The 20808-nt window shown below is 70.3% G+C and carries 23 protein-coding genes and 1 pseudogene; 5 read left to right on the top strand and 19 right to left on the bottom strand.

The annotated features are described in order from the left end of the window. The 8 genes from AWB89_RS16030 to AWB89_RS15995 all read right to left on the bottom strand — a co-directional run. On the bottom strand, positions 1 to 1134 hold a 1134-nt coding region (locus tag AWB89_RS16030; RefSeq protein WP_085174965.1), incomplete at its 3' end, for a DUF6779 domain-containing protein. Positions 1135 to 1213: 79 nt separating this feature from the next. Further along, a complete protein-coding gene (locus AWB89_RS16025; protein WP_085103186.1) occupies positions 1214 to 1690 on the bottom strand; it encodes a DUF3180 domain-containing protein in 477 nt (158 codons plus the stop codon). Then, the gene (folK, locus tag AWB89_RS16020) at positions 1690 to 2217 is read right to left on the bottom strand and encodes a 2-amino-4-hydroxy-6-hydroxymethyldihydropteridine diphosphokinase (protein WP_085103184.1); all 528 of its coding nucleotides are present in this window, start codon (positions 2215 to 2217) and stop codon (positions 1690 to 1692) included. Before folK ends, AWB89_RS16025 begins: the two co-directional genes overlap by 1 nt. Next, complete coding sequence (folB, locus tag AWB89_RS16015; RefSeq protein ID WP_085174963.1) at positions 2214 to 2615, bottom strand: dihydroneopterin aldolase; 402 nt, start codon at positions 2613 to 2615, stop codon at positions 2214 to 2216. The genes folK and folB overlap by 4 nt, the downstream gene beginning before the upstream one ends. Beyond that, positions 2608 to 3432, bottom strand: coding sequence for a dihydropteroate synthase (gene folP / locus AWB89_RS16010; protein ID WP_142280046.1), 825 nt, complete (start codon positions 3430 to 3432; stop codon positions 2608 to 2610). The genes folB and folP overlap by 8 nt, the downstream gene beginning before the upstream one ends. Continuing rightward, positions 3429 to 4061, bottom strand: a complete 633-nt coding sequence (gene folE / locus AWB89_RS16005) for a GTP cyclohydrolase I FolE (protein WP_085103180.1) — start codon at positions 4059 to 4061, stop codon at positions 3429 to 3431. Before folE ends, folP begins: the two co-directional genes overlap by 4 nt. Before the next feature lie 15 nt (positions 4062 to 4076). Next, on the bottom strand, positions 4077 to 6476 hold the full coding sequence (gene ftsH / locus AWB89_RS16000; protein WP_085174961.1) for an ATP-dependent zinc metalloprotease FtsH: 2400 nt from the start codon (positions 6474 to 6476) through the stop codon (positions 4077 to 4079). Positions 6477 to 6667: 191 nt separating this feature from the next. Further along, positions 6668 to 7084, bottom strand: a complete 417-nt coding sequence (locus AWB89_RS15995; RefSeq protein ID WP_085174959.1) for a VOC family protein — start codon at positions 7082 to 7084, stop codon at positions 6668 to 6670. A 136-nt stretch (positions 7085 to 7220) separates the two neighbouring features. Between AWB89_RS15995 and AWB89_RS15990 the strand changes: the two genes are divergently transcribed. Genes AWB89_RS15990 through AWB89_RS15980 form a run of 3 tightly spaced genes read left to right on the top strand, consistent with a single transcriptional unit; the run spans position 7221 to position 10389 of the window. Next, positions 7221 to 8189, top strand: coding sequence for an alpha/beta fold hydrolase (locus AWB89_RS15990; protein WP_142282553.1), 969 nt, complete (start codon positions 7221 to 7223; stop codon positions 8187 to 8189). Beyond that, on the top strand, positions 8186 to 9376 hold the full coding sequence (locus AWB89_RS15985; RefSeq protein WP_085174955.1) for an LLM class flavin-dependent oxidoreductase: 1191 nt from the start codon (positions 8186 to 8188) through the stop codon (positions 9374 to 9376). Before AWB89_RS15990 ends, AWB89_RS15985 begins: the two co-directional genes overlap by 4 nt. Further along, positions 9376 to 10389: a zinc-binding dehydrogenase gene (locus tag AWB89_RS15980; RefSeq protein WP_085174953.1), complete on the top strand. Its 1014-nt coding sequence runs from the start codon at positions 9376 to 9378 to the stop codon at positions 10387 to 10389. Before AWB89_RS15985 ends, AWB89_RS15980 begins: the two co-directional genes overlap by 1 nt. Positions 10390 to 10455: 66 nt before the next feature. On the opposite strand, the gene AWB89_RS15975 is transcribed toward AWB89_RS15980, so the two are convergent. The 4 genes and pseudogenes from AWB89_RS15975 to AWB89_RS28470 all read right to left on the bottom strand — a co-directional run. Further along, positions 10456 to 10740, bottom strand: a complete 285-nt coding sequence (locus tag AWB89_RS15975) for a WXG100 family type VII secretion target (RefSeq protein ID WP_085103167.1) — start codon at positions 10738 to 10740, stop codon at positions 10456 to 10458. A gap of 30 nt (positions 10741 to 10770) precedes the next feature. After that, a complete protein-coding gene (locus tag AWB89_RS15970; RefSeq protein ID WP_085174951.1) occupies positions 10771 to 11067 on the bottom strand; it encodes a WXG100 family type VII secretion target in 297 nt (98 codons plus the stop codon). Positions 11068 to 11144: 77 nt separating this feature from the next. After that, on the bottom strand, positions 11145 to 12224 hold the full coding sequence (locus AWB89_RS28305) for a PPE family protein (protein ID WP_085174949.1): 1080 nt from the start codon (positions 12222 to 12224) through the stop codon (positions 11145 to 11147). Between the two features lie 599 nt (positions 12225 to 12823). Beyond that, positions 12824 to 13117: pseudogene (locus AWB89_RS28470) on the bottom strand (PE family protein); the annotation flags it as partial. A gap of 187 nt (positions 13118 to 13304) precedes the next feature. Between AWB89_RS28470 and AWB89_RS15955 the strand changes: the two are divergent. Continuing rightward, complete coding sequence (locus AWB89_RS15955; protein ID WP_085103339.1) at positions 13305 to 13658, top strand: hypothetical protein; 354 nt, start codon at positions 13305 to 13307, stop codon at positions 13656 to 13658. Positions 13659 to 13712: 54 nt separating this feature from the next. On the opposite strand, the gene AWB89_RS15950 is transcribed toward AWB89_RS15955, so the two are convergent. The 3 genes from AWB89_RS15950 to AWB89_RS15940 form a co-directional block, all read right to left on the bottom strand. Further along, on the bottom strand, positions 13713 to 13955 hold the full coding sequence (locus AWB89_RS15950) for a hypothetical protein (protein WP_142282552.1): 243 nt from the start codon (positions 13953 to 13955) through the stop codon (positions 13713 to 13715). 265 nt (positions 13956 to 14220) lie between these two features. Beyond that, complete coding sequence (locus AWB89_RS15945) at positions 14221 to 15441, bottom strand: PPE family protein (protein ID WP_085174946.1); 1221 nt, start codon at positions 15439 to 15441, stop codon at positions 14221 to 14223. A gap of 13 nt (positions 15442 to 15454) precedes the next feature. After that, positions 15455 to 15754 (bottom strand): PE family protein, encoded by a 300-nt coding sequence (locus AWB89_RS15940; RefSeq protein WP_085174944.1) that lies wholly within the window; start codon positions 15752 to 15754, stop codon positions 15455 to 15457. A gap of 282 nt (positions 15755 to 16036) precedes the next feature. Between AWB89_RS15940 and AWB89_RS15935 the strand changes: the two genes are divergently transcribed. Then, the gene (locus tag AWB89_RS15935) at positions 16037 to 16762 is read left to right on the top strand and encodes an SIMPL domain-containing protein (RefSeq protein ID WP_085174942.1); all 726 of its coding nucleotides are present in this window, start codon (positions 16037 to 16039) and stop codon (positions 16760 to 16762) included. A gap of 4 nt (positions 16763 to 16766) precedes the next feature. On the opposite strand, the gene hpt is transcribed toward AWB89_RS15935, so the two are convergent. The 4 genes from hpt to dacB are packed head-to-tail and all read right to left on the bottom strand — an operon-like array spanning position 16767 to position 20803. Further along, positions 16767 to 17378 carry a hypoxanthine phosphoribosyltransferase gene (gene hpt, locus AWB89_RS15930; RefSeq protein ID WP_085103348.1) on the bottom strand — a complete coding sequence of 204 codons (612 nt, stop codon included), beginning with the start codon at positions 17376 to 17378 and terminating at the stop codon, positions 16767 to 16769. A gap of 43 nt (positions 17379 to 17421) precedes the next feature. Beyond that, complete coding sequence (gene tilS / locus AWB89_RS15925; protein ID WP_085174940.1) at positions 17422 to 18381, bottom strand: tRNA lysidine(34) synthetase TilS; 960 nt, start codon at positions 18379 to 18381, stop codon at positions 17422 to 17424. Continuing rightward, complete coding sequence (locus tag AWB89_RS15920) at positions 18360 to 19421, bottom strand: zinc-dependent metalloprotease (RefSeq protein ID WP_085103426.1); 1062 nt, start codon at positions 19419 to 19421, stop codon at positions 18360 to 18362. The genes tilS and AWB89_RS15920 overlap by 22 nt, the downstream gene beginning before the upstream one ends. Continuing rightward, positions 19418 to 20803, bottom strand: a complete 1386-nt coding sequence (gene dacB, locus AWB89_RS15915; protein ID WP_139830859.1) for a D-alanyl-D-alanine carboxypeptidase/D-alanyl-D-alanine endopeptidase — start codon at positions 20801 to 20803, stop codon at positions 19418 to 19420. Before dacB ends, AWB89_RS15920 begins: the two co-directional genes overlap by 4 nt. Positions 20804 to 20808 lie beyond the last annotated feature (5 nt).

The following is a 20808-nucleotide window of genomic DNA, read 5'->3' as shown; positions in this document are numbered from 1 at the left end:
AGTGGGGGCGGCCGCGGCCGGCGCGCTGCCCGGGGGCGGCGAAGGGTCCCCGGTGCCACCGAAGTTGCCCACGCCGAAGTCGCGGTACTCGGCCGAATGGCGCGACCGCGCCCGGCGGCCGGGCTCGCCGTACGGCGGCGGCTGCGGGTGCTCGAAGGGCGAGCCGTCCAGGGTTTCGCCGGCGCCGTAATGCCGCGCGCGGCGCCCGCCGGTGGGCTCACCGCCCGGTGCGCCGGCCGGCTCGGCGCCGGCCCAGTTGCTGCCCGGCGCACCGGGGGGCGGCCACTGCCCGTCGGCGGCGGCGGGCCGCCAGTCCTGCATCTGCGGCTGGGGTTCCGGTTGCGGCGGCGGGGGCGGCGGCTGTTGCCGGGGTTCGAATCGCGGCTCGGGCTCCGGCGGCGCCGTCATGTACGGGGGCTCCTGGGAAACCACGTACCGGGCCTCCGGCGGGACGTCGTACTGGCCGCGACCGCGCGGGGGCGGCGGCTGGCGGGGCGGCAGCAGCGGCTCCTCCGGCACGTCGATGATCGCGGCCTCGTCGGCGCGGCCGTCGCCGTGAGCGGGGGGGTTGTCGCGGGTGACCGACGTCACCCGATCGCTGGACACCCAGTCGGGATTGCTCTCGCCGTTGCGTTCCCAGTCGCTGTAGGCGCGGGTGCGCGGCGCCTCGGTTTCGACCGTCTCCAGCGCCGGGTGGTGCTGCAGGTCGGTGTCGAACAGGATCTCCAGGCTGGTGCGCAGCGCGCTCAGCTCGGCGCGCAGCGCGGCCAGGTCGTCTTCGGCCTGCGCGCGCAGCTCGGAGGCCAGCTCGCGGCGCAGCTGCGACTCCACGGTCAGCTCGTACTCGCGCCGGGCCGAGATCTCCCGGTCCAGCTGCAGGTCGTAGACCAGCTTGAGGTCGCGCACCCGGGACTGGTCCGCGTCGCTTTGACGGCGGTAGAGCACCGAAACGAAGGCGCCGGCGACTGCGGCCCACAGCGCCAGGATTACAGCGAGCTTGAGGAGTTCCACCCGATTGGTGAAAACCAGTGCGGAACTGGCCCCCATCGCGAGGACCAGCAACGCGGTCAAGAGCACCCACCCCGGCCTGCGGCCGCCGCGCCGCACCCGGGCGCCGCGGGACAGAACGGTCATGGCCTGACTGTACCTGCGCGAGGTCACTCAGCGTGTCGCGCGACTCCGGCGATTCTCACCGCGTCATCGCGGGGGGCGGCTACGTTTCCGCGCCCTCGCCGTGGTCGGTCGGATCCTGCGGGGACTTGCAGCAATGCTGCAGCCAGAGCGCGGCGACGATCAGCGCCAGCGCGCTGACGGCGGCCACCACGGTCCCGGTGGTGTCCTCGGCGGCGACGCGCAGCCACGACCGCCGGGGGAAGAAGTACACCAACACCCCGATCCACCAGCCCAGCACCAGCGCGCCCACCCAGGCCGACGCCTTGGCCACCACCACGCTGCGCGCCACCGCCAGCGGGTGCAGCCAGCCCGGGCCGGTCCCGATTTCGCCGTCGTTGATCTTCAGGCGCACGTAGCGCGCCCAGAGCGCCTCGGCGATGGCCACGCCGAGCAGCGACAGGCCGGTCCACACCGTGATGGGCGGAAACCATCGGTACAGCGTGAGCACCAGCAGGTAGCCCAGCACCGCAGCGCCGACTACCGCGGCCGTCAGGTCACGCTTCCTGGTGGGGCCCATCAGCTATGGGGCCCCTTCAACTCCAGCGTCAGGTTCGAGAGCCGCACCCCGGCCCGGTCGGCCGGCTCGAGCTGGGCCAGCAGCTGCGCGACCGGACGCGGCCCTTCGGCGACCGTCAGCTCGGCATCGGGCTCGATGGCCAGCCACGGCACCATCACGAAGGCCCGCAGGTGGGCCAGCGGATGCGGCAGCGTCAGGTTGGGTTCGCGGACGACCACCTCCGTGTCGCCGTAGCAGGCGATCAGGTCGACGTCGAGGGTGCGCGGGCCCCAGCGCTCGCCGCGCACCCGCCCCGCGGCCCGCTCGAACTCCTGAGCCCGGCGCAGCCACGCCTGCCCGTCGCACGCCGGGTCCTGCGCGATGAGCACCGCGTTGAGGAACGGGGCCTGCTCCACGCGGCCCCAGGGGTCCGTCTCGTACACCGGGGACACCGCCACGACGGCCTCGCCCAGCCCGTCGACCACCGACTGCAGCCGCGCCAACCGGTCGCCCAGGTTGGAGCCGATGGACAGCACGACGCGGGTCATACCGCCCCACCCGCCGGGATCACCGAGCCGCGGCCGCCGCGCCGGGACCGCCGAACCACCACGGCGACGTCGGCGAACTGGTGCGGGATGGGCGCCTGCGGCTTGTGCACCACCACCTCGACGGCGTGCACGCGTTGGTCGCCCATCACCCGGTCGGCGATCTCGCCGCCGACCGCCTCGATCAGCTGGCGCGGCGGGCCGCCGACGACGTCGGCCGCCAGCTGGGCGAGCGCGCCGTAGTCGTAGGTGTCGGCCAGGTCGTCGCTGGCCGCGGCGTCGGCCAGGTCGATCCACACGGTGATGTCGACGACGAAGTCCTGCCCGGCGGCGCGCTCGTGCTCGAACACGCCGTGTCGGCCACGGGTGGTCAAGCCGCGCAACTCGATTCGATCAGCCATTTGGGTTCCACGCCTCGAGGACCTTCAGGGCATCGACAGAGGCGCGCACGTCGTGCACGCGCACCCCCCAGGCCCCGTACAGGGCGGCCAGCGCCGAAATCACCGCGGTCGCCGTCTCGCGCCCGTCGGGGGGTCGGGGCGAGCCGTCGGGTCCGGCCAGCAACGTCCCCAGGAACCGCTTACGCGAGGCGCCCAGCAGCACCGGCACCCCGGTCGCGACCAGCTGCGGCAGCGCGTGCAGCAGCGCCCAATTGTCTTGTCCCGTCTTGGCGAATCCCAGCCCGGGGTCGATCACCAGCTGGTCGGGATCGACGCCCGCGGCCACGGCGTCGTCGACGCTGGCGAGCAGCTCGGCGCGCACTTCGGCGACCACGTCGCCATAGCGTGGCGCCTGATGCGGGCGCTCGGCGGACACCGACCGCCAATGCATCAACACCCAGGGCACGCCGGCCTCGGCCAGCAACGGCGCCATCGCGGGATCGGCCCGCCCGCCCGACACGTCGTTGACGATCCGCGCGCCGCTCTGCAGCGCCGCCCGCGCAACATCGGCGTGCATGGTGTCGATGCTGACGGTAATGCCCTGCGCGGCAAGCTCTTTGACGACGGGCACCACGCGGGATGTCTCGACGCGCGGGTCGACGCGGACGGCGCCGGGCCGGGTCGACTCGCCGCCGACGTCGACGATCCCGGCGCCCTCGGCGGCCATCGCCAGACCGTGGGCGACGGCGTCGTCGGTATCGAGGTAGCGCCCACCGTCGGAGAAGGAGTCGTCAGTGACGTTCAGAACTCCCATCACCTGCACGGGCGCCCGACTCACTTGCGCAGGATCAGGTCGAGCGCTTCGGCTCGAGAGGCGGGACTGGTCTTGAACATGCCACGCACCGCCGAGGTCGTGGTGACGGCGCCGGGCTTGCGGACCCCCCGCATCGCCATGCACAGGTGTTCCGCCTCGACGACGACGATCACGCCGCGCGGATCGAGCTTGCTCACCAGGGCGTCGGCGATCTGGCTGGTGAGCCGCTCCTGCACCTGGGGCCGCTTGGCGTAGAGGTCGACCAGGCGGGCGATCTTCGACAGGCCGGTCACCCTGCCGTCCTTGCCGGGGATGTAGCCGACGTGGGCCACACCGTGGAAGGACACCAGGTGGTGCTCGCAGGTGGAGTACAGCGGGATTTCCTTGACGATGACCATCTCGTCGTGGTCCTCGTCGAACATGGTGTTCAGGACGGTGTCGGGATCGGTGTAGAGCCCGGCGAACATTTCGCGGTAGGCGCGCGCGACGCGGGCCGGGGTGTCCTGCAAGCCGTTTCGGTCCGGGTCTTCGCCGATCGCATAGAGCAACTCGCGGATCGCCGCCTCGGCGCGTTGCTGATCGAACGACCGGATGCGTGGAGTCGTGTGGCGCGTGTCCGGTCCCAAATCCGGCTCCAAATCTGGGAGAGCCATCGGATCCTCCGTTCGTCAGCCGTGGGCCGGCGGGTTGGACCGGCGCACGTCATCGCCCTGGTTGTCGGGAGTCTTTCCGGCATCCGGATTCGGTTGAGCGGGAGGCGGATAGGGGGGATAGGGCGGGTAATGCTGGTGGTTCGGCTGACCCTGACCCTGGGGGCCCTGCTGGCCCGGGTAACCCGGGTAGCCCGGCGCGGGCTGCGGCCAATACGGCTGCGGCGGGGGCGGTGCGGGGTTTCCGGCGGGCGGATACCAGTGATTCGGCTGCTGCTGCTGGTGCTGCGGCGGCCAGCCCGGCGCGTACCAGCCCGCCGGGGCGCCGTAGTCGGGCTGCGTCGCGCCGTGCGGAACGGGCTGGCGGTTGCCGGCCCCCTGACCGCCATGGGAACCGTTGCCGCCGTTGGCGTTTCGGGCAGCCTCCGCCTGCGCGGCCTCGCTGGCGCGCGCGATGGCCGCCTTGAACGCCGGCTCCTGCACCGGCGGCGGCCAGGGCTCGCCGCGCTCCATGGCCAGCTCGCCGGGCGTCTTGATCGGCGGCTTGTCCGACGGGATCCGGCCACCGAAGTCGTCGAACATGGTGAGCCTGGGGCGCTTTTCGACCCCGGAGAAGATGCCCTCCAGCTCGGCGCGGTGCAGGGTTTCCTTTTCCAGCAGCTCGCCGGCGAGGGTGTCGAGCACGTCGCGGTATTCGGTGAGGATCTCCCAAGCCTCGGTGTGCGCCGCCTCGATCAGCTTGCGGACCTCGTCGTCGATGTCGCGGGCGACCTCGTGGGAGTAGTCCGCCTGCGTTCCCATGGTCCGGCCCAAGAACGGGTCGCCGTGCTCTGAGCCGTATTTGACGGCGCCGAGTTTCGAGCTCATGCCGAACTCGGTGACCATCGCGCGGGCGATCTTGGTGGCCTGCTCGATGTCGGACACCGCGCCGGTCGTCGGCTCGCGGAACACCAGCTCCTCGGCGGCGCGCCCGCCCATCGCGAACACCAGCTGGGCGATCATCTCCGAGCGCGTCCGCAGGCCCTTGTCCTCCTCCGGCACCGCGACCGCGTGCCCGCCGGTGCGGCCCCGGGCCAGGATCGTCACCTTGTAGATCGGCTCGATGTCGGGCATCGCCCACGCCGCCAGCGTGTGGCCGCCCTCGTGGTAGGCGGTGATCTTCTTTTCCTGCTCGCTGATGATGCGGCCCTTGCGACGCGGCCCGCCGATCACCCGGTCGACGGCCTCCTCCAGCGCGGCGCCGGTGATGACGGTGCCGTTCTCGCGGGCGGTCAGCAGCGCGGCCTCGTTGATGACGTTGGCCAGGTCGGCGCCCGTCATCCCGACGGTCCGCTTGGCCAGCCCGTCCAGGTCGGCGTCGGGACCGATCGGCTTGCCCTTGGAGTGCACCCGCAGCACCGCGCGGCGGCCCGCCATGTCCGGGTTGGTCACCGGGATCTGCCGGTCGAAGCGGCCCGGCCGCAGCAGCGCGGGGTCCAGGATGTCGGGGCGGTTGGTGGCCGCGATCAGGATGACGCCGGTGCGGTCGCCGAACCCGTCCATCTCGACCAGCAACTGGTTCAGCGTCTGCTCGCGTTCGTCGTGCCCGCCGCCCAGGCCGGCGCCGCGCTGGCGCCCGACGGCGTCGATCTCGTCGACGAAGATGATGCAGGGGCTGTTCTGCTTGGCCTGCTCGAACAGGTCGCGCACCCGCGAGGCGCCCACGCCGACGAACATCTCGACGAAGTCGGAGCCGGAGATGGTGAAGAACGGCACCCCGGCCTCGCCCGCCACGGCGCGGGCCAGCAGCGTCTTGCCCGTTCCGGGCGGTCCGTACAGCAGCACGCCCTTGGGGATCTTGGCGCCCAGCGCCTGGTACCTGCTCGGGTTCTGCAGGAAGTCCTTGATCTCGTAGAGCTCCTCGACCGCCTCGTCGACGCCGGCGACGTCGGCGAACGTGGTCTTGGGCATGTCCTTGTTCAGCAGCTTCGCACGCGACTTGCCGAACCCGAAGCCCATCCGGGCGCCGCCCTGCATGCGGGAGAACATCACGAACAGGCCCACCAGCAAAAGCAGCGGCAGCACGTAGACCAGCAGCTCACCCAGGATGCTGCCCTCGTTCACAACCGTGCTGACCTTGGCGTTCTTCGAGTTCAGCGAGTTGAACAGGTCGACGGCGTATCCGCTGGGGTACTTGGTGATGACCTTGTCCGAATTGTCGGTGTCCTTATTGCCCTTTTTCAGGGTCAACCGCAATTGCTGTTCGCGATCATCGATCTGCGCGCTTTTGACGTTGTCGGCGTTGATCTGGGACATCGCCACCGAGGTGTCGACGGGCTTGTAACCGCGGGTGTCGTCGCTAAAGTAAAAAAACGACCAACCCAGCAGCACCACGACGGCGATCGCCGTGAGCGTGCGAATCACGTTTTTCCGGTTCATCAATCATCGGCCTCGTCGGCCAGGTCCTTCCGCGAAACACGAAGCTGGAAAAGTCCAGGCTACCGCTAGTGTCGATCCACGGTCCCGGCAGAGCCGGGGCGCAGCATCCTGCTCAGACAACGACCGGCAGTTCCCGCTGTGGTTCCCGACGTGGCAAACCACACATGCCGGGCGCGACGCTCCGGGGCCGCTCACTCGTAATAGCGCGCCTCGACCACATTGCCGTCGGGGTCGGCGAAGTAGTAGCCCTGCGGCGCGAACCCGCGTGCGCCATAGCTGTTGTTGAGGCGCGCGCTGGTGTCCACGCCTTCTTCCCGCAGTCGCCGATCCAACGCGTCGTACTCGGACTTCGACATCGCCAGGCAAACGTGGTTCACCGGATGGCCCGCGCTGCCCGCGACCTTGGTGAGCGACTCGGTTCCGGAGATGTTCGTCGTCGGCAGGAGATCGATGATGGAGTCTTCGCACACGCGCACGCTCGGGAACGGCGCTTGGCCCGCCTCGAACTCGCCGAACCGTACCGGCGCGAGGCCGACCACCCTCGAGTAGAAATCCATCGCCGCTTGCGGATCCTTGGTCCATAAGACGACGTGGTCTAGCCGCTTCATGCGAACCACCCCTTCAGCTACCGCCGCTGCATCAGTCGCGATGTCTACCAGGCCGACGGACTCGGCACGGCAGAAAGGCACTTTCCAATCCGGGCATACCCTTCTCAGCCCGGGGTCCTTGTGCTTTGGTGAGACGGTGCTTTCGTCAACCGAACGGTTAGTAGACACCAATGGTGTGCAACTGCGGGTGACCGAGGCGGGAGATCGCGGCGCACCCGTCGTGGTCCTGGCCCACGGCTTTCCCGAGCTGGCTTATTCCTGGCGGCATCAGATACCGGCTCTGGCCGAGGCCGGCTATCACGTGCTGGCGCCCGATCAACGCGGCTACGGCGGCTCGTCCCGCCCGGAAGCCATCGAGGCCTACAACATTCACGAGCTGACCGCCGACATCGTCGGACTGCTCGACGACGTCGGCGCCGAGCGGGCGGTGTGGATCGGGCACGACTGGGGGGCGCCCGTGGTCTGGCACGCGCCGCTGTTGCATCCCGACCGCGTTGCGGCGGTCGCCGCGCTCAGCGTGCCGGCGCTGCCCCGCTCGCAGGTGGCGCCGACGAAAGCGTGGCGCAAGCTGTTCGGCGAAAACTTCTTCTACATCCTCTACTTCCAGGAGCCCGGCGTTGCCGACGCCGAGCTCGGTGGCGACCCCGCCCGGACCATGCGCCGGATGATGGGCGGCTTGACGACTTCCGGGGGCGCGGAGGCGATGGTGAAGATGGCCACCCCGGGCCCGGAAGGCTTCATCGATCGGCTTCCCGAACCGGACGGGCTGCCGGACTGGATCAGCCAGGACGAACTCGACCACTACATCAGCGAGTTCAGCCGCACCGGATTCACCGGCGGCCTGAACTGGTACCGCAATTTCGACCGCAACTGGGAGACCACCGCCGAACTCGGCGGCGCCAAGATCGCCGTGCCGTGCCTGTTCATGGCCGGGACCGCCGACCCCGTGTTGGGATTCACCAGCACCGACCGCGCGTCCGAGGTGATCTCCGGGCCGTACCGCCAGGTGCTGATCGAAGGCGCCGGGCACTGGCTGCAGCAGGAACGGCCAAAAGAAGTCAACGCCGCCCTGCTGGAATTCCTCGACGGATTGGAACTGCGATGAGCGCGCCGCTGCGTTTCGGAGTCTTTATCACCCCATTCCATCCCACCGGCCAATCCCCCACGGTCGCATTGGAATACGACATGGAGCGCGTCGTCGCGCTGGACCGCCTCGGCTTCGACGAAGCGTGGTTCGGCGAGCACCATTCCGGCGGCTACGAGCTGATCGCCTGCCCGGAGGTGTTCATCGCGGCCGCGGCGGAGCGCACCAAGCACATCCGGCTGGGCACCGGTGTGGTCTCGCTGCCCTACCACCATCCGCTGATGGTGGCCGATCGGTGGGTGCTGCTGGACCATCTGACCCGTGGCCGGGTGATGTTCGGCACCGGACCGGGTGCGCTGCCGTCGGATGCGTACATGATGGGCATCGACCCGGTCGAGCAGCGGCGGATGATGCAGGAATCCCTCGAGGCGATCCTCGCGCTGTTCCGCGCCGAGCCGACGGAGCGAATCGACCGCCACTCCGACTGGTTCACGCTGCGTGACGCGCAGCTGCACATCCGCCCGTACACCTGGCCCTACCCCGAGATCTCCACGGCGGCAATGATCTCCCCGTCCGGCCCGCGGCTGGCCGGCGCGCTGGGCACGTCGCTGCTGTCGCTGTCGATGTCGGTGCCGGGCGGCTACGCCGCGCTGGAGAACACCTGGGAGGTGGTGCGCGAGCAGGCCGCCAAGGTCGGGCGGGAGGAGCCGGACCGGTCCGACTGGCGCGTGCTGAGCATCATGCACATCGCCGACAGCCGCGATCAGGCAATCGACGATTGCACCTACGGGCTCCAGGATTTCGCGAACTACTTCGGCGCGGCGGGCTTCGTGCCGCTGTCCAACGCGGTCGACGGCGAAGCGCAGACGCCGCGCGAGTTCGTCGCGGACTATGCGGATCAAGGCAATTGCTGCATCGGCACGCCCGACGACGCGATCGCGTACATCGAGGACCTGCTGGAGCGGTCGGGTGGTTTCGGAACGCTGTTGATGCTCGGCCATGACTGGGCGTCGCCCGAGGCGACCTACCACTGCTATGACCTGATGGCCCGCAAGGTGATCCCCTATTTCAAGGGACAGCTCGAGGCGGCGCGTTCCTCCCACGACTGGGCCAGGGGCAAACGCGACCAATTGATCGGACGCGCCGGCGAGGCCGTCGTGAAGGCCATCACCGAGCACGTCGCGGAGCAGAAGGGCGCGGGAAGCTGATGCGCGCCGCGGTTTTACGCGACGGCCGGATGGTTTATCGCGATGACGTTCCCGAGCCCGTCCCCGGAACGGGCCAGGTGCTGGTCGGTGTGAAAGCGTGCGGAATCTGCGGCTCCGACCTGCATTTCGCCGCCCACGGCGACGAGGTCGTGGAGATGACCGCTCAGGTGGCCGCCGGCGCCGGGGGCATGACCGTCGACCTGAACAGCGACGTGTTCATGGGGCACGAGTTCAGCGCCGAGGTGCTCGAGGCCGGGCCGGGCACGGAAACGCATCCGCCCGGAACCCTGGTCACCTCCCTTCCCGTGCTGCTCTCCGACAAGGGGGTCGAGCCGATTGTCTACAGCAACAGCACCATTGGCGGCTACGCCGAGCGGATGCTGCTTTCGGCGCCGCTGCTGATGCCCATCCCCAACGGCCTGGACCTCAAGCATGCCGCGTTGACCGAACCCATGGCCGTGGGTTTGCACGCGGTGAACAAGTCGAACATCGCGCCCGGCGAGACCGCCCTGGTGCTCGGCTGCGGGCCGATCGGCATCGCGATCATCGCGTCCCTTCGCGCCCGCGGGGTGGAAAACATTGTGGCGGCGGACTTCTCGCCGAAGCGCCGCGAGCTGGCCACCGCGATGGGCGCACACCAGACGGTGGACGCGGCCCAGGGCTCGCCGTTCGACACGGTCAAACCGGCGGTCGTGTTCGAGGCGGTCGGGGTCCCCGGCATCATCGACGACGTGCTGCGCCGGGCCCGGCCGGGGACCCGCCTGGTGGTCGCCGGCGTCTGCATGCAGCCCGACACCGTGCACCCCTTCTTCGCGATTGCCAAGGAAATCAACGTGCAATTCGTACTCGCCTACAACCCCGAGGAGTTCGGCGACTCGCTGCGCGCGCTGGCCGAGGGCGAGATTGACGTCACGCCGCTGATCACCGGAGAGGTCGGACTGGAAGGGGTCGGCCAGGCCTTCGATGACCTGGCCGACCCCGAGCGGCACTGCAAGATTCTGGTAACGCCTTAGGCAACCGCCCACTAGGCCCATGGTGACGACCCGCTTCGCCCGGCTCCGCCGCGCTTGCGATCGCCACTAGCCCCAGCTGGACCCGACCGCACTGTCGGTCCCGGCCATGTTGTCGCCGGCGGCCTGTACCTTCTGTCCGTGGGCGTTGGCCTGCTCGTAGATCACCTGGAAATTGCGGCCCAACTCGGTGACGAACTGCTGACAGGCCGTCGACCCGGCGCCGCCCCAAAAGTCCCCGGCCGCAAGCACATCCCGAACGATCGCCTGGTGCTCGGCTTCCAGCGCTGCGGCCTGGGCGCGGATGGTGGCGCCATGGGCGTCGACGTCGGAGAATTGATAGCTGATTGTCATGTGAAGAGTCTCCTGTTCTGATCGGGTGGGCTAGCTGCTCAGGACCTGCTGGGAGGCCTGCTCTTGCTGTTCGTAGTTGTTGGCGTCGCGGACGAGGCCGTCGCGAACCCCGTGCAGCATGCCGACGATGTTGCGGAAGGCCTGGTTCATCTGGCCCATGGTGTACAGCGAGGTCGCCTCGGCGGTCCCACTCCAGCCGGCGCCGGAGATGTTCTGCGAGGACGCCCACATCCTGCGGGCCTCGTCCTCGACCGTCTGGGCGTGGACCTCGAAGCGGCCCGCCATGTCGCGCATCGCGTGCGGGTCGGTCATGAATCGTGCGGTCATTTCATCTCTCCTTTTGAAGCTCTTGTGTCTGTTGCTGATTGATTGCCGACAACTCGCGGAAGCGCGTCCCCCTTCCGTCATCCGACCGCGCGTGGCAACACGCTCATTCGGGGCAGCTCGGCCGCGCCGGACGCGCGCATCTCCATGCCGGCAACGGTGGTCGCGGGGACACCGCGAGAGGCCAGCATGGGCGCTCCGGCGGGGGCGCCGCCGATCGTCGGGACGTCCGAGGTGGCGGCGGCCGGGACCGCGGCGGGCGTCCAACCCGAGGGGACCGAGAGGCCCCCGACCGGGGTGGCCTGACCCAGCGCCGCCGCCGGCAGGAAGCGCTCGGGGGCGGCCGGCATCACCGGCGTGACGCGCATCCGGGGTGGCGCGGGCATCGCGGGCATGGACGGCGGCCGCATGACCGGTCCGGGCGCCAGCATCGGCGTCGCCGGGGTCGGTGCGGCCGTCGTGCCGGCGCCCTGGCCAAGGGGCGCGCCGATCAGTTGAGCGAATTCGCCTATGCCGGACTGGAAGCCGCTGACCAATGTCGACGGGGACGAGTTGAGCGCCGACTGCGCGGCGCCTTGCAGGTTGGCGACGGCGGCCTGGGCCCCCGCGATGATGCCGCCGGCCAGGCCGGCCGGATTGGTGGTGGGCGGCGCCGTCACCATCGGGGCCAACGCGGACGCCGTGGCCGCGGATGCGGCGTAGGCGTACATCGCGGCGGCGTCCTGGGCCCACATTTCGGCGTACTGCGCCTCGGTCGCGGCGATCGCGGGGGTGTTGATGCCCAGGAAGTTGGTGGAGATGAGGGCCATCAGCATTGCGCGGTTGGCGGCGATCACCGGCGGGGGCACGGTGGCCGCGAAGGCGGCTTCGTGCGCGGCCGCCGCCGCGGCCGCCTGCATCCCGGCCTGCTCGGCCAGCGCTGCCGTGCTGTGCAGCCAGGCCACGTAGGGCGCCGCCGCGGCCGCCATCGATGCCGACGAGGGACCCTGCCAGCCTGCGTCGGTGAGATCCAAGATCGCCGAACCGTAACCGGTTGCTGCCGAACGTAGCTCGGCGGCCAATCCGTCCCAGGCCGCCGATGCGGTCAGCATCGACGACGAGCCCGGCCCCGCGTACATGAGCCCGGAGTTGATCTCCGGAGGAAACGCTGCGAAGTCCATTGGTAGATCCCTTCTTTGAGTCGTTGTGGCTAGGCCCGCACCGGCACGGGGGCCGTGGGGGCTTCGGGTGTGGCGGGCGTCTGGTAGGCGGGCACGTAATGCTCGTGCTGAACGGTCGTCGGGTGAGCGGGCACTGCCGGTTCCGCGGGCACCGGCTGTACGGTCGCCGGCTGAGCGGGCATGGCCGGCAAGGTCGCCGGTCCGCCCGGCGAGACGGGCGCGGCCGGAGCGTGCTGGGTGGGCGCCGGGTGGGCGGGCGCGGCAGGCGCCGGGTGACCGCTGTATCCACCCCCGTACGACGCCTGGTGGCCGCCGTAGCTGAAGCGTGCGTAGGGATCGACGTGACCGCCGTAGCCGCCGCGCCCATAGGGATCCACCCGGCCCCCGCCGTACCCCCCGCCATACGACGCCCGGCCGGCGGGCGCGGCGGCCGGTGCCGTGGTCGCGGGCGCCGCGGGTGCTTGCCGGGTGGGTGTAGGCGGCGTCGCCGGGCGGGCCGGCGCGCCGGGGGCGGTGGGCGCCATGCGCGCGGGCATCGCGGGGCGGGCCGGCGCCGTCGGGGCCATCCTCGCGGGCCCGGCCGGCATGTGGGCGCCCGCGGCCTGGGTCGCGTTGGCTGCCTCGGTGGCCGCATAGGAGTGGGCACCGAGCCCCAGCGCGTTGACGAACTCCTCGTGGATGACCGCGGCCTCAGCGCTGATCGCCTGATAGATGTGGCCGTAGCCGGAGAAGGCCGCCGCCGTCGCCGCAGAAACCTCGTCGGCCGCCGCCGGGATCACGCCGGTGATCGGAAATGCGGCCGTCGCGTTGGCCGCGCTGATGGTCGAACCGATCACCTGCAGCCGACCGGCCGCCGCTGAGAGCAGGTCCGGCACTGTGACGACAAAGGACATTCGTGTTCCTCCTGATGAGAACCGCGTGCCGGGGTCCGGCGGCGGGCTTGTTCGTACTCAGTGCGGACACTGTGTCATAAATTATGAATCTCTGTCTAGTTCTAGACTGATATTTGTTAAAAAAATCGGATAATTCGCAGATCGCGACCTTTTGACCATGTTTTGGCATCCGGTTACTCTGGGAGGCATGCCGAGAACGAACGCAGCCGGCTGGGGCCTCAAGCGCCTGCTCGAAGCCACGCTGAACCGTGACATCACCGTCGAGCAGTTGCGCGATGCCTGCGGCGTCACCAAGGGCCGTTGGTACGGCGGGGTCGGGCGCGCCAACGCCGACGACTTCCCGGACGCCGAGGAAGCCAGGCGCGCCGCTCACGCGTTCGGTCTGAGCGCCACGTGGCTGCAGGTCGAATTAGGGCTCATCACGCTCGACGACGTGCGCGAGGCCCTCGACGAGTCGCAATCCCTGGACCCGTTCCGGATGACGACCCGACAGCGGGTGCTTCAGATTCCCAATCCGGCGGCAGATCCGCCGCGCGAGTAGATCGGCGACGGCGAAGCGCGCTGCGCCCGGCCGCCGGCCGTCGGGGTCTTTGGGCTATTGCCAGTACTGCGGCATGTCGCCCGCGTGGTTCGGGCACACGTCACGCGTGGCGGCCCGCAGGGTGTGCGCCGCATCCAGCGGCGGCATCTCCTTGGAGAGCACCGAGAACGCGTACTCGCTGGGATACGACGAATAGCCCATGCGTACAGCGGTGGCGTGATCGTCCATCAGCGCGCACGCCTGCTGCTCGTAGTTGGGTGCGGCGTGGGCGACGCCGGAGCCACACCAAAAGGCCACGCCGACCGTCGCCGTGGTCGCTACGAGCCTGATTGCGTGTCGGCCGGTGGCCTTGATTCGCTGCGCGCGCGGAATGCCGGGAGAGTACTGGCGTGTGTGTAATTGCTTGGGGGACATACGAAGTTGTACCCAGGCGGGTGGGAATTAAACCGAAAATTCCTCGATCCGAATCTTCTTGAGCGTCAATTTACTTCCAGCCGTTGCGATCTCGCAAATACCAATTATCGCGTGCGTAAATATGTTCCGGTTACCGATCCCGCCCGCCTCATCCCCCGACAGACGGCTGCGGTACGACCGTCGGCTTGAATCCGTATCGGGGAGCGGCGAAGTGGGCCACGCCGCGGCCGCCTCCGCCCATCAGCGGCAGCCCGCCCAACGCGTTCGTCGCGGGTTCGACGGACGCACCGGCCGAAAGTCCGTTGAGCGTCACGATGGCGGGGCCGGCGGCCGGAGGCACGCCCGTCCAGGAGGCCGGAACCGACAATCCCCCCACCGACGCCGCCTTGCCCACGGCCCCCGCGGCGCCGCCCACCGCGCCCGACATGGCGTGCGGCAGCGCCTCCACGGCCTTGGCGGCGCCCTCGGCGGCCTTGGCGGCCTGCGGCACCATCGCCTGAGCCAATCCCTGGATGTCCTTGAACGCGGTGGTGAAAAGCCTTGTGGGCGAGATCAATCGGATGAACGCGTCGAAGCCGGTGCTGGCGTCCACGGTGGCCGAGCCCGTCAGTCCCTCTACCAGGTCTCCGAGGACCCCGGCCACGACGATGCCGTCGCCATTGCTGTTCCACACGTGTCCGGTCAACCCGAGCGCGGCCGCCGGGTTGGCAAGCCAGGGCGGCGAATTCGTCAGGCCGGCCAGACTCAGCAGCGCGGTGGGCACGCCGTAGAGCCCCTGCGCGTTGGCGGCCGTCCCCGCCGCGTGGGCGACCGCGGCGGCCTGGCCCGCCAGCCCCGCCGGGTCGGTCGTGGGCGCCGCGGGGGTGAACGGCGTCAGCATCGACGCCACCGCCGACGCACCCGCGTAGCCGTACATCGCGGCGGCGTCCTGGGCCCACATTTCGGCGTAGTGCGCCTCGGTGGCTGCGATCGCCGCCGTGTTCTGGCCCAGGAAGTTCGTCGCCAGGAGCGTCGCCAACAGCGCGCGGTTGGCCGCGATCTCCGGCGGCGGCACGGTCGCTGCGAACGCTGCCTCATACGCGCTCGCCGCGGCCCCGGCTTGCGTCGCCGCTTGTTCCGCCAGCGCGGCCGTGCTGCCCAGCCAACCGACCTGGGAGCCTGCCGCGGCCGCCATGGACAGCGCCGCGGGACCTTGCCACGGCCCGTCGGTCAGGCCGGTGATCAGCGAGCGGTAGGCGGCCGCCGTGTTGTGCAACTCGGCGGCCAGACCCTCCCAGGCCGACGCGGCGGCCAGCATCGGCGCCGAGCCCGGCCCGGTGTACATCAGCGCGGAGTTGATCTCCGGTGGCAATTGCGCGAAGTCCAGCATGGTTGCCGCTCGCCTAACTGACCGTGGTGGTGTTCGCCGCTTCGGTGGCGTCATACGAGCCGGCGCTGACGCCCAGCGTGGTCGCCAGCAGCTCGCGGAGCGCTGCGGCCTGCGCGCTCACCTCCTGGTAAAGCCTTGCGTGCGAGGCGAAGTGAGCCGCGGTCAGCATCGACACCACGTCCGCGGCGGCGGGTACCACGCCGGTCGTCGGTGCCGCCGCGGCCTCATTTCCGGCCGCCACCAAGGCATTCAGGGAATGCATTTCGGCGGCGGCCGCCGCGAGCAACTCGGGCCGTGCGATCACCATCGACATGTCTCTCCTCAAAAGCGCTTTTGACCAATGGATTTCGGCGACCGGGTCGTCACCTGAGCAGCTCAGAGGTTAGGCCGGACGGGTCCGGGTACCACAACCCTTCACCGCGCGTATTCATTGCCGAGTCGAAAACTGTTCACTTAGCTGGCGCAGCACCCTGCGACTTCTGCAGACGACATGAAAGATGTTGTGAATCAATATGATTAGAGTTCGACATGAACTTTGACGGGATCGCCGCAATGCGCACTATGCTTTGCGGGCCGCTGGCGCTAGTGTCCACACATGCCGATCGCACCGAAGTTCGCCCGCACGTCGATTGCCTTGGCCGCCGCCGGCTTGACCGTCGCCACTCTGTCCGCGTGCGACAAACACAACGCGACGCCACCGGGCGCGAACCCCCGCCAAGTGACCGTCGTCGGCTCGGGTCAGGTCCAAGGCGTCCCCGACACCCTGACCGCCAACGCCGGCATCGAGTTCACCGCCCCCGACGTCACCACCGCGATGAACCAGACGAACGACCGCCAGCAAGCGGTGATCAGCGCGCTGGTCGGTGCGGGGCTGGACCGCAAAGACATCAGCACGACCACGGTCACCCTGGAACCCCAGTACAGCAACGGCGCCGCGACGATCACCGGCTACCGCGCCACCAACGCGATCCAGGTCAAGATCCACCCGACCGACGCCGCGTCCCGGATGCTGGCCGTCATCGTCGGCACCGGCGGCGACGCCACCCGGATCAGCTCGGTCAGCTACTCCATCGCCGACGACTCGCAGCTGGTCAAGGACGCCCGCACACGGGCGTTCAACGACGCCAAGGCCCGCGCCGACCAGTACGCCCAGCTATCCGGCCTGCGGCTGGGCAGGGTGCTCTCGATTTCGGAAGTCTCCGGCGGCGCGCCCGCGCCCGGCGGCCCGCCGGCGCCGCCCCGCAGCATGGCGGCGGTGCCGCTGGAGCCCGGTCAGCAGACGGTCAGCTTCTCGGTGACCGCGGTGTGGGAGCTCGACTAGCCGGCTACTCCTCGTAGACCCGCGGATCCAGGGTGCCGATGTAGGACAGGTCGCGGTAGCGCTCGTCGTAGTCCAGGCCGTAGCCCACGACGAAGTCATTCGGAATGTCGAAGCCGACATAGGCGATCTCGACCTTGGCGCGCACCGCGTCGGGCTTGCGGAGCAACGTGCACACCCGCAGCGAGCGCGGGCGCCGGCTCTTCAGGTTGCGCAGCAACCACGACAAGGTCAGCCCCGAGTCGACGACGTCCTCGACGATCAGCACATCGCGGTCGTTGATGTCGCGGTCCAGGTCCTTGAGGATCCGCACCACGCCGGACGACGACGTGGAGGACCCGTAGGAGCTGACGGCCATGAACTCGAACTGGGTCGGCACCGGAATCGCGCGGGCCAGGTCGGTGACGAAGATCACCGCCCCCTTGAGCACGGTGATCAGCAGCAAATCCTGGCCCGACTGGGCGGCAAGCTCGCGGTAGTGGTTGCCGATCTCCTCGCCGAGTTCGGCGATGCGGGCCTGAATCTGCTCCGCGGTGAGCAGCACCGACTTGATATCCCCGGGATACAGCTCCGCGGGCTGCGCCGGGGTGATCGGCGGCGACGTCTGGGCCACGACCACAGAGTGCCACGCCAGCGGCCGAATAACCAACGGCGGTCCCCGTTTACACAGACTCGCGCCACATGGTGAGCACGCCGTCCCGCCGCCCGGCGATCAACCGTTCACCGCGCAGCGCGGAGCCCACCGCCACCCCGCCCTGGCCGCGCCACGCCGTGACGAGCGTGTCCACGCCGCGAATCTGCTTGTCGGTCAACCCGGTCGCTCCCCCGGCCAGCAGCCAGCCGCGGATCACCCGCCGCCGAAGCGGGTCCGGCAGCTCGGCCAGCGCCCGGGCCGCTAAGCCGGCCCCCGCCCGCACGCCGGGCAGCGCCTGCGCGGCGAGGGCGTCGATCATCTCGGTGTCCTCACGCAACGCGGTCGCGGTGCGGGCCAACGCCTCGGCCACGCCCCCGCCGAGCACGTCCTCCAGCAGCGGCAGCACCTCCAGGCGCAGCCGGGTTCGCGTGAAGCGGCGGTCGCTGTTGTGCGGATCCTGCCAGGCCGTCAGGCCCAGTTCGGCGCACGCGGCGTGCGTCGCCGCACGCCGCACCCCCAACAGCGGCCGGCACCACGGCGGGTCGTGCGGGCGCATCCCGGCGATCGAACGCACGCCCGAGCCGCGGCCCAGCCCCAGCAGCACCGTCTCCGCCTGATCGTCGAGCGTGTGAGCCAACAGCACCGGGCCGTCCGCGGACCCGCGCAACGCGGCGTAGCGGGCCGAGCGCGCTGCCGCCTCCGGGCCGCCGTCCCTGCCCACCTGCACGCAAAGCACTTGCGCGTCAACGCATCCCAGCGCGACCGCCTGCTGGCGCGCGGTCTGGGCGACGGCGGCGGAACCCTCCTGCAGGCCGTGGTCGACGATCAGCGCGGTGGTCGGCCGAAGCCGGGCCGCGACGGCGGTGAGCGCCAGCGAGTCCGGGCCGCCGGACAGCGCCACGCACCACGGCGCCTCGGTGGGGAAGTAGGTGTGGGCGAACGCCTCGACAGCCGTGCGCAGCTGCCCTACAGCACCCGGTCGATCCATCGCTGGGGATCTTCGATCTCGGCGGGCAGCGGCAGCGTATCGGGGCCCGACCAGACGGTGTTGAACCGCTGCATCCCCACCTTGCCCACCACGTGGTCGACGAACGCCTTGCCGCGGGTGTATTGGCTGAGCTTGGCGTCGAGCCCGAGCAGCGCGCGCAGCAGGCGCTGCAGCGGGGGTTGCTTGCGGTGGCGGCGCTCGTCGAATCGGCGGCGGATGGTGGCCACCGACGGCACGACGACCGGCCCGACCGCGTCCATCACGTGGTCGGCGTGGCCCTCCAGCAGGGTGCCGAGGACCAGCAGCTGGTCCAGGGCCTTGCGCTGCGGCTCGGACTGCACGGCGCGCACCAGCCCGATGATCCCCGACGCGCCGCCGTCGGATTCCGCGGCGCCGCGGTTGCGCACGTAGTCGGCCAGCCGGGCCGCCACCTGGCCGACGTCCTCCCCCACGTCCTGCGTCAGCAGCCCCAACGCCTCGGACATGTAACCGGACAGCCACGGGTTGGCGGTGAACTGGACCCGGTGGGTGACCTCGTGCAGGCACACCCACAACCGGAAGTCGGAGGGTTCGACCCGAAGCTGACGCTCGACGGCGATGACGTTCGGATACACCAGCAGCAGGCTTCCTACTTTGGTGGCCCCTTGGCCGCTGGCGAACGGGTCGTACTGGCCGAGGATCCCCGATGACACGAACGCCAGCACGGCACCCGTCTGCGCACCGGTGATGCGGCCCGTCAGGAAACCCCGCGGCTGCTCGGTGCCGTTGGTCATCACCCGCATCGACTCGGCGGCGGCGCCGATCCACTGCGAGCGGTCGACGATCCGGGCCGCCGGCACCGCCCCGTCGGTGATCAGGCCGGTGACTTCGCGCACCGGCGGTTCGGCCTTGGCCGCCGCGCTGGTCAGCTCCTCGATCACCTGCCGGCGGGTGTAGTCGCTGGAGGCCGGGCCCGGGCGGGCCAGCCGCTGGCCGACCGTCGCCGCGAATCGCCAGTCGACGGCGGTACCGAGGGTCAGGGTGGACGACGACGGCGTCATGCGCACCCGCAGAACCACAGCTTGGTGGCCAGCGCGTCCATCGCGTTGCGGCCGTTCGGGCCCGCGTCGTTGGACAGGAACGCGAACGTGAGCACCCGCCCGCTGCGATCGGTGAGCACCCCGACCAACGAGTTGACGGCGGTCAACGAGCCGGTCTTGGCGCGCAGCCAGCCGGCGGGACCTCGGTCGGTGCCCGCGTCGAGGAACCGGTCGCCCAGCGTCCCGCTGCCGCCGGCGATCGGAAGAAGGTCCAGCAACGCCCGCAGCGCCGGCTGGTCGGGCCCGGCGGCCGCCTGCACCGCGCCGTCGAGCGTCTTGGCCGTCAACCGGTCGTCGACCGAGAGCCCGCTGGAATCCACCAGCCTGGCACCGGCGGTGTCGACGTGCGCGACGCTCAAGCGGTTGGTCACCGCGTCGACCGCCCCGGCGAAGCTCTGCGGCCGGTTGATCGCGGCCGCCACCTCGCGGGCGATGCACTCGGCCAGCACGTTGTCGGAGTGGTCCATCATCTCGGACAGCCGCTGGATCAGCGGCGCCGACTGCACGACCGCGAGCTGCCGCGCCCCCGACGGCGCCGTGCCGATCGTCACCGCGTTCGGATCCAGCCCGAGGCCCTTGGCCAGCTCCCGACCGGCGTCCAGCGCCGGCGTCTTGGACCGCCGCGAGTTGACCGTGGTCGGCTGGATGCGGCCCGCATCGATCATCACCGACTCGATCGGCGCGATGTCGCCGTTGTCGACGTCGGCCGGGTCCCAGCCCTGGGCCATGGTCGGCCCGCTGTACGCCGAGGTGTCCACCTGCACCGCGGTCGGGGTCACGCCGCTGCGCCGGACCTGCTCGACCAGGTCGCTGATGCGCGCCGACCCCCGGTACCAGGTGTCCACGCCCGGCGGCGCCGCCGACAGCACCGGGTCCCCGGCGCCCACCAGCACGACGGGGCCCTGCGCGTTCTGGCTGCCGGCGACCACCCGGGTGCTGATCCGGGCCTGACGGTCCAGCGTCAGCAACGCCGCCGCGGCGGTCAGGACCTTGTTGGTCGACGCGGGCACCAGCGGCAGGTCGGGGGCCACCTGCCAGAGCTCTTTTCCGGTGAGGGCGTCGGTGATCCGGCCACCCAGCTTGCCCAGGTTGGGATCGGCGGCGACGGGTCCCAGCGCGGCGGCGACACCACCCGGGCTGGGCGTCTCCGCGGTGTCGGGCACGGCGACCATCCCCGGCTTGACCGTCGGGGGGCGCGGCGGCGGCACCGGGACATGTGCGGCGCCGGCGCCGTGCCCGCCCGTGGTGAAAAACGTCGCCGCCGCCACCACCGCGGCGACGAACGCCAGCACGGCCAGCCCGATGAACACCTGGGTGGATTTCCGCCAGCGAGTAGGACCCATCACTC

This window comes from Mycobacterium paraense (genome assembly GCF_002101815.1).
Classification (GTDB): Bacteria; Actinomycetota; Actinomycetes; order Mycobacteriales; family Mycobacteriaceae; genus Mycobacterium; species Mycobacterium paraense.
Note: the sequence above shows the minus strand (reverse complement) of the source record. Positions and strands in the feature narration are given on the sequence as shown.